At 70.2% G+C, this 11,171-nt stretch carries 13 protein-coding genes and 2 pseudogenes; 10 read left to right on the top strand and 5 right to left on the bottom strand.

The window, feature by feature from the left end; all coding sequences use genetic code 11:
- Positions 1-30: 30 nt before the first annotated feature.
- Positions 31-336: a 30S ribosomal protein S14 gene (rpsN, locus tag K6I34_RS21135; RefSeq protein ID WP_229327887.1), complete on the bottom strand. Its 306-nt coding sequence runs from the start codon at positions 334-336 to the stop codon at positions 31-33.
- Complete coding sequence (gene rpmB, locus K6I34_RS21130) at positions 336-572, bottom strand: 50S ribosomal protein L28 (RefSeq protein ID WP_229327886.1); 237 nt, start codon at positions 570-572, stop codon at positions 336-338. Before rpmB ends, rpsN begins: the two co-directional genes overlap by 1 nt.
- Positions 573-649: 77 nt before the next feature.
- Between rpmB and rpmG the strand changes: the two genes are divergently transcribed.
- From rpmG to K6I34_RS21105, 5 genes and pseudogenes are all read left to right on the top strand, one after another.
- Entirely contained in the window at positions 650-814 is a 165-nt protein-coding gene (gene rpmG, locus K6I34_RS21125; protein WP_229327885.1) for a 50S ribosomal protein L33, read from the top strand.
- 6 nt (positions 815-820) lie between these two features.
- Positions 821-1,060 (top strand): annotated as a pseudogene (locus tag K6I34_RS21120) (type B 50S ribosomal protein L31); the annotation flags it as partial.
- A 95-nt stretch (positions 1,061-1,155) separates the two neighbouring features.
- Positions 1,156-2,337, top strand: a complete 1,182-nt coding sequence (locus K6I34_RS21115) for a GTP-binding protein (protein ID WP_229327888.1) — start codon at positions 1,156-1,158, stop codon at positions 2,335-2,337.
- Between the two features lie 47 nt (positions 2,338-2,384).
- Positions 2,385-2,690 (top strand): 30S ribosomal protein S18, encoded by a 306-nt coding sequence (gene rpsR / locus K6I34_RS21110; RefSeq protein ID WP_229327884.1) that lies wholly within the window; start codon positions 2,385-2,387, stop codon positions 2,688-2,690.
- 130 nt (positions 2,691-2,820) lie between these two features.
- Positions 2,821-3,060 carry a DUF397 domain-containing protein gene (locus K6I34_RS21105; protein ID WP_229327883.1) on the top strand — a complete coding sequence of 80 codons (240 nt, stop codon included), beginning with the start codon at positions 2,821-2,823 and terminating at the stop codon, positions 3,058-3,060.
- 91 nt (positions 3,061-3,151) lie between these two features.
- On the opposite strand, the gene K6I34_RS21100 is transcribed toward K6I34_RS21105, so the two are convergent.
- Positions 3,152-3,646: an ATP-binding protein gene (locus K6I34_RS21100; protein WP_229327882.1), complete on the bottom strand. Its 495-nt coding sequence runs from the start codon at positions 3,644-3,646 to the stop codon at positions 3,152-3,154.
- Positions 3,647-3,960: 314 nt separating this feature from the next.
- Here K6I34_RS21100 and K6I34_RS21095 point away from each other — a divergent pair, with 314 nt between their 5' ends.
- The 4 genes from K6I34_RS21095 (at position 3,961) to K6I34_RS21080 (ending at position 7,786) form a co-directional block, all read left to right on the top strand.
- Entirely contained in the window at positions 3,961-4,824 is an 864-nt protein-coding gene (locus tag K6I34_RS21095) for a helix-turn-helix transcriptional regulator (protein ID WP_229327881.1), read from the top strand.
- Between the two features lie 87 nt (positions 4,825-4,911).
- A complete protein-coding gene (locus K6I34_RS21090) occupies positions 4,912-6,369 on the top strand; it encodes an aldehyde dehydrogenase family protein (protein ID WP_229327880.1) in 1,458 nt (485 codons plus the stop codon).
- Positions 6,370-6,455: 86 nt separating this feature from the next.
- Complete coding sequence (locus K6I34_RS21085) at positions 6,456-7,001, top strand: DinB family protein (RefSeq protein ID WP_229327879.1); 546 nt, start codon at positions 6,456-6,458, stop codon at positions 6,999-7,001.
- A 185-nt stretch (positions 7,002-7,186) separates the two neighbouring features.
- Positions 7,187-7,786, top strand: a complete 600-nt coding sequence (locus tag K6I34_RS21080) for a PadR family transcriptional regulator (protein WP_229327878.1) — start codon at positions 7,187-7,189, stop codon at positions 7,784-7,786.
- Positions 7,787-7,818: 32 nt separating this feature from the next.
- On the opposite strand, the gene K6I34_RS21075 is transcribed toward K6I34_RS21080, so the two are convergent.
- Positions 7,819-9,231 (bottom strand): glutamate decarboxylase, encoded by a 1,413-nt coding sequence (locus tag K6I34_RS21075; protein ID WP_229327877.1) that lies wholly within the window; start codon positions 9,229-9,231, stop codon positions 7,819-7,821.
- 92 nt (positions 9,232-9,323) lie between these two features.
- Positions 9,324-9,689: a YbjQ family protein gene (locus tag K6I34_RS21070; RefSeq protein ID WP_229327876.1), complete on the bottom strand. Its 366-nt coding sequence runs from the start codon at positions 9,687-9,689 to the stop codon at positions 9,324-9,326.
- A gap of 224 nt (positions 9,690-9,913) precedes the next feature.
- On the opposite strand from K6I34_RS21070, the pseudogene K6I34_RS21065 reads away from it, so the two are divergent.
- Positions 9,914-10,573, top strand: a pseudogene (locus K6I34_RS21065) (DedA family protein); the annotation flags it as partial.
- Between the last annotated feature and the right edge of the window lie 598 nt (positions 10,574-11,171).

The following is an 11,171-nucleotide window of genomic DNA, read 5'->3' as shown; positions in this document are numbered from 1 at the left end:
CCACCCGCAGACGAAACCGTAAGCGCAGCGCTACCAGCTCGCCTTCCGAACCCCCGGCAAGAACCCCGCATGCGCCTGCCCCCGCACATTGACGCGGGAGAGCCCGAACCGCCCCACATAGCCCCGCGGCCGCCCGTCGACCGCGTCGCGGTTGCGCACGCGCGTCGCGCTCGCGTCCCGCGGCTGCCGCTGCAACTCGCGCAGCGCCGCCGCCCGTTCGCCCTCCGTCCGCCGCGGGTCGCGGATCACCGCCTTCAGGATGGCCCGCCGGGCCGCGTAACGCGCGACGACCAGCCGCCGCGCCTCGTTCTTCGCGATCTTGCTCTTCTTCGCCATCAGACCTTCTCCCCTCGGGCCCGGATCCGGGCCACGGCCGCCTCGACGCCGATGGCGTCGACCGTCTTGATCCCCTTCGCGCTCAGCCGCAGCCGCACATGGCGGTTCTCACTCGGCAGCCAGTAGCGCTTCGCCTGGATGTTGGGGTCGAAGCGGCGGGGCGTGCGCCGGTGGGAGTGCGAGATCGCGTTGCCGAAACCGGGCTTCCGGCCGGTCAGCTGGCAGCGAGCGGACATGGTGTGTCGACCTCCTGTCGGGGACCCCTCCCGGAGCCCCTAATGAAAATGGAAACCATTTCTGTATAGTAGCGGGTATGGCCCGCAACGAACTACGTCCCGTGATCAAGCTCCGGTCCACAGCAGGCAGCGGCTTCACCTACGTCACCCGCAAGAACCGCCGTAACGACCCCGACCGCATGGAGCTGCGCAAGTACGACCCCGTCGTGGGTCGCCACGTCGTCTTCCGAGAGGAGCGCTGAGCCGCCATGAAGCCCGGAATCCACCCGCCGTACGGCCCGGTCGTCTTCCGCGACCGCGCCGCGGACTACGCCTTCCTCACCCGGTCGACCGCCACCAGCGACAAGACCGTCGAGTGGGAGGACGGCAACACCTACCCGGTCATCGACGTCGAGATCTCCTCGGCGAGCCACCCCTTCTACACGGGCACCGCCCGTGTCCTGGACACCGCGGGCCGCGTCGAACGCTTCGAGCGCCGCTACGGCAAGCGCGCCACACAAACCACGCACGCCACGTACAGCACACGCGCCACGCACAGCGCACACGACAAGCAGGAGACCGACCGGTGACCGGGGAGCGGCCGATGCCCGTGGCGCTCGTCGGCGGACTGCACGCCGACGCGCGCCGCGTCGCGGTCGACCAACTGCTGCGGACGGTCCCCGGCAGCGTGGCCCTCCACCACGACCTGTCCACGGCCGCCGCGGGCACGGTGCGCCGGACCGTGCGCGACGGCTCCGGTGTGCTCGACGAGGGCGACACCCCGCTCGTGAACGACTGCGCCTGCTGCGCGCTGCGCGAGGACCTGGTGCCCGAGCTGGAGCGGCTCGCCGCGAGCGGTTTGTGCCGGCTCGCCGTCGTGGAGCTGTGGGACTCGGTCGAGCCCAAGGCGATGGCCGAGGTCGTCGTCGCGCACGCCGGACCGGATCTCCGGCTCACGGCGGTGGTCACGGCCGTCGACCCGGCACTGCTGCTCCCCGCCATCAGCTGCGGCGACGACCTCGCCGAGGCCGGTCTCGCCGCGGCGGCGACCGACCGGCGCACGGTGGCGGATACCTTCGCGCGCCAGCTGGAGTACGCCCCGGTACTGGCCCTGGTCGAGAACAGCGGCGGCAGACACGACGGCAGCCCCGACAGCGACGACGGCGAACCGGCCGCAGACGCCGCCGACTTCGCCCTGCTGGATCAGCTCGCCCCCACGGCACAGCGCGTATCGGCCGACTCCGTGGCGTTCGCCGCGGCGGCCGTCGCCGGGTTCGACGTGGAGGCCGCGGCGGCCCGGCAGCACCCCGCCTGCGCGCTGCTGCCGCAGGCCGCCGACGCGGAGGGCGTGGCCACCTTCGTCTGGCACCGGCACCGGCCCTTCCACCCCGGGCGGCTCCACGCGGCCCTGGAGGAGCTGGCCTGCGCCGCCGTCCGCAGCCGCGGCCGGTTCTGGCTGGCCGACCGGCCGGACACGCTGCTGTCCTGGGACGCGGCGGGCGGCGCGCTGTGTGTCGAGAACGCCGGTCCCTGGCTGGCCTCGCTGCCGGAGGCGGCCTGGGAGATGGTGCCCGCGGAGCGCCGCGTGGCCGCCGCCCTGGACTGGCATCCGGAGCACGGGGACCGCGCGCAGCACCTCACTTTCACCTCGCCGGGGCTCGACATCGACGCACTGGCCGCACTGCTCGACTCCTGTCTCCTGGACGACGGCGAATACGCGGCCGGACCCGACAGTTGGCGCTGTCTGTCCACCGCATTCGACGACCTTCTCGATCCGGTTTCCTGAGCAGCCGACTCGAATCGACCCGAAATCGACCCGAAAGGGATTCGCTCATGCCCCGCCGCCCCGACCATCGCAAGAACACCAAGCCCCGGCCCAATCCCCTGGATTCCGCGGGCATCACCTACATCGACTACAAAGACACCGATCTGCTGAGGAAGTTCATTTCGGACCGCGGGAAGATCCGCAGTCGCCGGGTGACCCGGGTCACCGCCCAGCAGCAGCGACAACTGTCACGGGCGATCAAAAACGCACGGGAGATGGCACTGCTTCCCTATTCCGGAACCGTTGCCGGAACCGCTGCCGGGAGCGGCCCCGGCAACCGTTCCGGTCGTGCTGCTTCCGGCGGCGGGAAGTAGCGAAACCTGCACCGTAAGTGCACGTGCATCCGCTCATGCAGAGGCATGTGAACGCAGCTATGATCCGGAGTAGTTGTCATCCCCACTATTCGTGCCGGGGTGCCCCCTGCGAATACTCCGGGAGAGTCCTGTGCCTCACGCGTACAACGGCATGGCTGCCACGGATCTCATCGGCGCCGTCTGGCGCAAGAGCCGGCACTCCAACTCCCAGGGTTCGTGCGTGGAGTTCGCCAAGCTGCCGGACGGCGGTGTCGCCGTGCGCAATTCGCGCCATCCGGACGGACCCGCGCTCGTCTACACCCCGGCGGAGATCGAGGCCATGCTGCTCGGGATCAAGGACGGCGAATTCGACTATCTGGTCGCCGACTGACGGCCGCCGTGCCGCACGGACCGGCGGATGAGACCGGACACGACTGGACACGACCGGACGTGACCGCGGACTGAGCACCCCCCGTGGGCGCTCAGTCGCGATCCCCCGGCAGCCTGAACAGCGCCCAGACCACCTTCCCCCGGAGGGCCCCCGCCAGCGGATGCCAGCCCCACGAGTCGCTGAACGACTCCACCAGGAGCAGCCCACGGCCGCACTCCGCCGACGCGTCGGCGACGCCCGTGACCGGGCTCGCCTCGCTCGGGTCCCGCACCGCGCACACGAGCCTCGACGTCCAGCGCATCAGGTGCAGCCGTACGGGAGGCTCGTACTCCGTACCGACGAGTTCGGTCGGCAGCGCGTACCGCATCGAGTTGGTCACCAGCTCCGAGACGACCAGTGCCACGTCGTCGAAGAGCGTCTGGAGATCCCACTGGGCGAGCGTCGCCCTGGTGAAGCGCCGTGCCGCCCTGACCGCTTCGAAACGCGCCGGAAGTGCACAGGAGGCCGAGTTGGAGACGGCCGACGGAGCGATCGGTGGCAGCCCTCGCCACAGGGGGGAGAGCACAGTCGATCCTTCGGTACCCATCCGAGGCACTCCTGGCAATCGTGGACGTGACATGCACGTGTGCGTACCCCATGGTTCCCAATGCGGATGCCGGATGCAAGGGCAGATGCACGTGCACGTGGGGGTTTTGGGGGCGCACGCTCCAGTTCGGGGGTAATTCTTCCTACGCCCTCCTGCGTACGGTGTCCGGACTGCCATCGCCTCCGTAACCGGATGCACACTCAACGGAGCCCGGAGGTGGCAGACTTCACCGCCGGGGGTAGCGGGGGTCGCCCCGGAAGGGTGCGGATGCGGCACTACCGGGAACAGGGACCGGAAAAGGAGGGGTCGCGGAGATGGCCACGAGCGAGTCGAGCGGTTCTGTGGTGCGCCGCATACTTCTGGGCTCACAGCTCAGGAGGCTGCGGGAATCACGGGGCATCACACGTGAGGCGGCGGGCTATTCGATCCGGGCGTCGGAATCGAAGATCAGCCGCATGGAGCTGGGCCGGGTGAGCTTCAAGGCGCGGGACGTCGAGGACCTCCTCACGCTCTACGGAGTCACCGACGAGCTGGAGCGCGAGGCCCTGCTGGGGCTGGCGCGCGAGGCCAATGTCGCCGGATGGTGGCACAGTTACGGCGATGTGCTGCCGGGCTGGTTCCAGACCTATGTGGGACTGGAGGGTGCCGCGTCCCACATCAGCATCTACGAGGTGCAGTTCGTGCACGGCCTCCTGCAGACCGAGGGGTACGCCCAGGCCGTCGTCGTCCGCGGGCAGCCGGGTGCCGACTCCGCCGAGGTCGAGCGCCGCGTCTCGCTGCGCATGGAGCGCCAGAAGCTGCTCTTCTCCGAGCGCGCCCCGCACTTCCACGCCGTGCTCGACGAGGCCGCCCTGCATCGCCCGTACGGCGGCCCGGACGTCATGCGCGGGCAGCTGGAGCACCTCATCGACATCTCGGAACAGGCCAATGTCACGCTCCAGGTGATGCCTTTCGCGCACGGCGGGCACGCGGGGGAGAGCGGCGCCTTCACCATGCTGCGCTTTCCCGAGTCCGACCTCTCCGACGTGGTCTACCTGGAGCAGCTCACCAGCGCGCTCTACCTGGACAAGCCCGACGAGGTCGCGCAGTACGGAAAGGTGATGGAACGGCTGCACGAGGACAGCCTGCCGCCCGCCGCCACACGGGACTTGCTGAGGGGCCTGCTTCAACTCCTCTGACACATCAGTACGATGACGTCTCATCAGGAGCAAGCATTCCGGATCGGGCGTCACGCGCGCCCCGTTTCTCCAGACAGGGATGGCCCCATGTCCTACTTCGACGAGTTGGCGTTCCAGTACATCGACGGCGAATGGCGCTCCGGCACCGGCTCCTGGGACATCGTCGATTTCAACCCCTACGACGGGGAGAAACTCGCCTCCATCACCGTCGCCGGCGTCGACGAGATCGACCAGGCGTACCGCGCCGCCGAGCGCGCCCAGCGCGAGTGGGCCGCCGTCAACCCGTACACCCGCAGGCTCGTCTTCGAGCGGGCCCTGCGCGTCGTCGACGAGCACGAGTCCGAGATCACCGCGGCGATCACCGCCGAGTGCGGCGGCACGGCCCTGAAGGCGGCCTTCGAGCTCCACCTGGTGCGCGAGTTCCTGCGCGAGGCGCTGCACCTCGCGCTGCGCGCGGAAGGGCGCATCCTGCCGTCTCCGGACGACACAAAGGAGAACCGCCTCTACCGGCTGCCGGTCGGGGTCGTCGGGGTGATCAGCCCGTTCAACTTCCCCTTCCTGCTGTCCCTGAAGTCCGTCGCGCCCGCGATAGCGCTCGGCAACGCCGTCGTCCTCAAGCCGCACCAGAACACGCCGATATGCGGCGGCGGGCTGGTCGCGAAGGTCTTCGAGGAGGCCGGGCTGCCCGCCGGGGTGCTCAACGTCGTGGTCACGGACATCGCCGAGATCGGCGACGCCCTCATCGAGCACCCGGTGCCCCGGGTGATCTCCTTCACCGGCTCCGACAAGGTCGGCCGCCACGTCGCCACCGTCGCCGCCTCGCACTTCAAACGGACCGTACTGGAGCTCGGCGGCAACAGCGCGCTGATCGTCCTGGACGACGCCGACGTCGACTACGCGGTGGACGCGGCCGTCTTCAGCCGCTTCATCCACCAGGGGCAGGTCTGCATGGCGGCGAACCGGCTGCTCGTGGACCGCTCGCTGGAGCGGGAGTTCACCGAGAAGTTCGTCGCCAAGGTCGAATCGCTCAAGGTCGGCGACCCCGGTGACCCCACGACCCACATCGGCCCTCTGATCAACGCGGGCCAGGCGGACGCGGTCAACGCCCTGCTCGACCAGACCGTGGCCGACGGCGCGACCGCCCTGCTCCGGGGCGAGACCTCGGGCACCCTCGTGGCCCCGTCCGTGCTCACGGGCCTGTCCGAGGACGCCCCGATCCTGGGCCAGGAGATCTTCGGGCCGGTCGCCCTGATCATCCCGTTCGACGGCGAGGAGGAGGCGGTCAGGCTCGCGAACGCCACGCCGTACGGGCTGAGCGGCGCCGTGCACACCGGGAACATCGAGCGCGGCGTACGCGTCGCCAAGCGCATCGACACGGGCATGATCCACGTCAACGACGGGACCGTGCACGACGAGCCGCTCGTGCCCTTCGGAGGCGAGAAGCACTCGGGGGTGGGGCGGCTCAACGGCGACTCCATGATCGAGGTGTTCACCACGACGAAGTGGATCTCCATTCAGCACGGGCGCAGCAGATTCCCGTTCTGACGCGATATAGGGCGGGGACTGTCCTCGATCGGTCCTACGGTGAGTGCGTTGCCCGGAGAACCGGACACGGACGAAAGGCGGTCCCCATGCCTACTCACGTCGTCGAGAACGACCCCGCGGACGAGCGCGGCACCCTCCTCGCCTTCCTGGACGCCCAGCGGGGCGGGGTACGGCGGGCAGTGCTCGGCCTGACGGAGGAACAGGCGGCCCTGAAGCCCAGCGCGAGCGCGCTCTCGCTGGGCGGTCTGCTCAAGCACACCCTGCACGCCGAGCACGGCTGGATGGCGATGGCGAGGGGCGGCGGGCCGGCCCCGAGCTTCGAGGAGGCCATGAAGCAGTTCGAGCAGTCCTTCACCCTGACGGAGGACGAGACGGTCCCGGGCCTCCTGGCCGAGTGGGACGAGCTCGCGGCGGACCTCGAAGGCTTCATCCGCGCCCTCCCCACCCTTGAGCAGACCTTCGAACTCCCGGCCGCGCCGTGGTTCCCCAAGGACAACACCTCCGTCTCGATGCGCTGGCTCCTCCTCCACCTCATCGAGGAGGTGGCACGCCACGCGGGGCACGCGGACGTGATCCGCGAGTCGCTCGACGGCAAGACGGCGTTCGAACTGGTGGAGGAGGCGGAGGGGTAGGCCGAGGATGCGCCCCGTCAGGGGCGCGGGGAACTGCGCGACCAGCCACCGGCGGCCCGCAGTCGCACACCGGGCTCGGGTGGCAACCCGGTAGGCGCCCCGCGCCACCGCCCAGCAGCCGCGCGCGGAGCGCAAGACGCACTCGCCTAGGCTGAGGCCGGCACAAGCGCGAAGTGGGGTGACCAATGTCGGCGATCCGCCTCCTGGTCCTGGGCGCCGTCCGGCAGCACGGTCGCGCCCACGGCTACCAGGTCCGCAGCGACCTCGAGTTCTGGGGCGCCCACCACTGGTCCAACGCCAAGCCCGGCTCGATCTACCACGCGCTCAAGGCCATGGCCGGGCAGGGACTGCTGATCGCGCACGACACCGCCCCCAGCGAGGCCGGCGGCCCGCCGCGTACGGAGTACGAGCTGACACCGGAGGGCGAGCGGGAGTACTTCCGGCTGCTGCGCGAGGCGCTCTCGACCCCCGGCCAGAAGGTGGACGTGCTCACCGCGGGCGTCGGCTTCATCGTCGACCTGCCGCGCGACGAGGCGATCTCGCTGCTGAAGCAGCGGGTGGAGTCGCTGCGTGCCTGGCGCGAGGAGATCCGCCGCAACTGGACCCCGGGCGAGGGCGAGGACTGGGGGCACATCGGCGAGATCCGGGGCATGTGGATCCACACGGCGGAGTCCGGCGAGCAGTGGGCGCTGGGCCTCGTCTCCCGGCTCCAGGACGGGGCGTACGTCATGGCGGGCGAAGGCGACCCGTGGGCGGACGTGCTCACCTCGGACCCGGACGCCTGACCCGGACGTCTGACCGCGGGGCTCACGTCTTCTCAGTGATGGAAGGCCGTCGCCATGGTCTCCGGCCTCCCCAGTGGTCCCGGCTGCCGCCGCAGCTCCGGGAGCAGCGATCGCAGGTCGTCGACGAAGAGGTCGGCCAGGTCGTGGGAGAAGCCGTTGCGGCACACGACCCGGAGCACCGACAGATCCTCGCGCCGGGGCGGGAACGTATAGGCGGGCACCAGCCACCCGCGTTCCCGCAGGCGCCGTGACACGTCGAACACGTCGTACCGGGTCACGTCCTCGTTCACCGTGAAGGCGAAGACCGGCAGTTCGTCGCCGCGCGTGAGCAGCCGGAAGTCGCCCATGTCCGCGATGTGGCGGGAGAGGCGGCAGGCGACGTCACGCGCGTTCTGCTGCACCGCCCGGTAGCCCTCGCGGCCGAGGCGCAGGAAGGTGTAGTACTGCGCCGCCACCTGGGCGCCGGGGCGGGAGAAGTTCAGGGCGAAGGTCGGCATGTCGCCGCCCAGGTAGTTGACGCGGAAGACGAGCTCCTCCGGCAGGGCGTCCCGGTCGCGCCACAGGGCCCAGCCCACGCCCGGGTAGACGAGCCCGTATTTGTGGCCCGAGGTGTTGATGGAGGCGACGCGCGGCAGCCGGAAGTCCCATACGAGGTCCTCGTCGAGGAACGGCGCGATCATGGCGCCGGACGCGCCGTCCACGTGGACCGGGACGTCCAGCCCGGTGCGTTCCCGCAGCGCGTCGAGCGCGGCGCAGATGTCGGCCACCGGTTCGTACGAGCCGTCGAACGTCGAGCCGAGGACCGCGACGACGCCGATGGTGTTCTCGTCGCAGAGCGCGACGGCGGACTCGGGGTCGAGGTGGAAGCGCTCGCCCTCCATGGGCACCTGCCGTGCCTCGACCTCCCAGAAGGTGCAGAACTTCTCCCAGCAGACCTGCACATTCGCGCCCATCACAAGATTGGGACGGGCGGTGTGCGGGTATCGGCCGCCGTTCGCGAGGGCCCAGCGCCGTTTGAGGGCCAGCCCGGCGAGCATGCACGCCTCGCTCGATCCGGTGGTCGAGCAGCCGATGGCACCCGCGGGGTCCGGCGCGTGCCAGAGGTCGGCGAGCATGCGCACGCAGCGCTCCTCCAGCTCCGCGGTGCGCGGGTACTCGTCCTTGTCGATGATGTTCTTGTCCCGGCACTCCATCATCAGCACCGACGCCTGGGGCTCCATCCAGGTGGTGACGAAGGTGGCCAGGTTCAGCCGGGAGTTCCCGTCCAGCATCAGCTCGTCGTGGACGAACTGGTACGCGGCGTGCGGAGCCATGGGCCCGGCGGGCAGCGTGTGCCGCGGTGGCTCCGCGGCCATGCCCCCCACGGGGTCGGCCTCGCCGTAGAAGGGATTGACGGAGTACCCCCGCTGGTGGGACCGGCCATCGGCGCCTTTGTGAAGTGGCATGTGGTGATCCGTACCACTTGTGGTGATTCGCCACGCTGAAGGCATGCCCCAGGGGAGACATCGATGAGGCGGGGCCGGGGCCCCGCCTCGGGTCAGCTCTGGGGGGAGATGACGACGGCCGTGCCGTACGCGCAGACCTCCGTGCCGAGGTCCGCCGCCTCGGTCACGTCGAAGCGGAACGCCAGGACGGCGTTCGCGCCACGCGCGCGTGCCTGCTCGATCAGACGCTCCATGGCCTGGTTACGGGTCTCGACGAGGGTCTTGGTCAGCCCCTTGAGCTCACCGCCCATCAGGGACTTCAGACCGGCGCCGATCTGGCTGCCGATGTGACGGGACCGCACGGTGAGGCCGAAGACCTCGCCGATGATCCGGTCCACCCTGTAGCCGGGGACGTCGTTCGTCGTGACGACCAGCACATCCGACTGGGACTGTCCGCCGCCGTACTCCTCGATGCCCATCGCATCCACCTCCGTTGTTGTGCAGTTTTGCGGTTCACGGTGCGGGACGCACGCCGGACCGGAGCGGTTGAGCCCGGCCGGGAGCGCCGGGCTCACAGGCACACTGGAACCGAGCACAGTGTGGCCGCGTTGTACTTTTGGGGCCGCACACCACCCCTCCCCGCCTGCGGCCGGGCCTCGCACGAGCCTGCGCCCTCGACCCAGGAGCCCTCCACGTGACCCCCATGACCACCCTCGCGCTCGGCCCGCAGTGGCTCGACGCGAACTACCTGATCGATCAATTCGGTCTGATCGGCGTACTGGCCATTGTCTTCGCGGAGTCCGGCCTTCTGATCGGCTGCTTCCTCCCGGGTGACGCGCTGCTCTTCACCACGGGCCTGCTCGTCACCACGGGCCAGATCAAGCAGCCCCTGTGGCTGGTGTGCCTGCTGGTCGTCATCGCGGCGATCGTCGGTGACCAGGTCGGCTATCTCTTCGGCCGCAAGGTCGGCCCCTCGCTCTTCAGGCGCCCCGACTCGCGCCTCTTCAAGCAGGAGAACGTGGAGAAGGGCCACGAGTTCTTCGAGAAGTACGGCCCGAAGTCCCTGATCCTGGCCCGCTTCGTGCCCATCGTCCGGACCTTCACGCCGATCATCGCGGGCGTGAGCCGGATGAACTACCGCTCCTTCCTCACCTTCAACATCATCGGTGGCGTGCTCTGGGGCGCCGGTGTGACGCTGCTGGGCTCCGGCCTGGGCAAGATCGAGTTCGTCAAGAAGAACATCGAGCTGATGCTGATCGCCATCGTGCTGATCTCAGTGATCCCGGTGGCGATCGAACTGCTCCGGGCACGGGCCAAGGCGAAGAAGGCCCCGTCGGCGGCGCCGGCCGCGCCGGTCCCGCCTGCGGCGCCGTACGGGGCTCCCGATGGGGGGTACGGCGCCCCCGGGGGCGGTTACGGCAACGGTTACGGCAGTGGCCACAACGCCGGTCACAACGCTGCTTACGGTGGCGGCGGCTACGACGCGCCTTACGGCGGCCAGGGCGGTGCCGGTCATGACGACGGCCAGGGTGGTGGCTACAGCGGCGGCGGCGGTTACGGCGGTCCGCTGCCGCCCCAGCAGCCCCCGCAGGGGCGCGGACGGCACGCGCGCCGCTGAGCGCTTGCGCTTTGCTTGACCCCACTGGGCCCTGGTGGCTCGGTGGGGTTTTCGTTTGCCGGGCCGGTGGCCCGGGGCGCCTACCGGGTTGCCACCCGGGCCCGGTGCGCGGCTGCGGACCGGTGGCTCCGGCTGCGCCCACCAGGGTGCGTCTTGCGCTGCGCGCGCGTCTGCGGGGGCTGGTCGCGCAGTTCCCCGCGCCCCTGGCGGGGCGCGCCCACGCGGCGGAGCCGCAAAATGTCACAGCCCCGGGCTCCTGACGGGGCGCGCCCGGCTGCCGTGCCGGAACGGGGTCCGGGGCAGCGCCCCGGTGGGGTCGAGGGGCGGAGCCCCCGTGGGGGAC

The organism is Streptomyces sp. UNOC14_S4, assembly GCF_020740835.1.
In the GTDB taxonomy this organism is placed as follows: domain Bacteria; phylum Actinomycetota; class Actinomycetes; order Streptomycetales; family Streptomycetaceae; genus Streptomyces.
The sequence above is the reverse complement of the archived record's forward strand: the minus strand, read 5'-3'. Positions and strand labels throughout refer to the sequence as shown.

Bases quoted from the DNA above. Each gene is read 5' to 3' on its own strand.
- rpsN (WP_229327887.1), bottom strand. From the start codon at position 336: ATGGCGAAGAAGAGCAAGATCGCGAAGAACGAGGCGCGGCGGCTGGTC.
- rpmB (WP_229327886.1), bottom strand. From the start codon at position 572: ATGTCCGCTCGCTGCCAGCTGACCGGCCGGAAGCCCGGTTTCGGCAAC.
- rpmG (WP_229327885.1), top strand. From the start codon at position 650: ATGGCCCGCAACGAACTACGTCCCGTGATCAAGCTCCGGTCCACAGCA.
- K6I34_RS21115 (WP_229327888.1), top strand. From the start codon at position 1,156: ATGCCCGTGGCGCTCGTCGGCGGACTGCACGCCGACGCGCGCCGCGTC.
- rpsR (WP_229327884.1), top strand. From the start codon at position 2,385: ATGCCCCGCCGCCCCGACCATCGCAAGAACACCAAGCCCCGGCCCAAT.
- K6I34_RS21100 (WP_229327882.1), bottom strand. From the start codon at position 3,646: ATGGGTACCGAAGGATCGACTGTGCTCTCCCCCCTGTGGCGAGGGCTG.
- K6I34_RS21095 (WP_229327881.1), top strand. From the start codon at position 3,961: ATGGCCACGAGCGAGTCGAGCGGTTCTGTGGTGCGCCGCATACTTCTG.
- K6I34_RS21090 (WP_229327880.1), top strand. From the start codon at position 4,912: ATGTCCTACTTCGACGAGTTGGCGTTCCAGTACATCGACGGCGAATGG.
- K6I34_RS21085 (WP_229327879.1), top strand. From the start codon at position 6,456: ATGCCTACTCACGTCGTCGAGAACGACCCCGCGGACGAGCGCGGCACC.
- K6I34_RS21080 (WP_229327878.1), top strand. From the start codon at position 7,187: ATGTCGGCGATCCGCCTCCTGGTCCTGGGCGCCGTCCGGCAGCACGGT.
- K6I34_RS21075 (WP_229327877.1), bottom strand. From the start codon at position 9,231: ATGCCACTTCACAAAGGCGCCGATGGCCGGTCCCACCAGCGGGGGTAC.
- K6I34_RS21070 (WP_229327876.1), bottom strand. From the start codon at position 9,689: ATGGGCATCGAGGAGTACGGCGGCGGACAGTCCCAGTCGGATGTGCTG.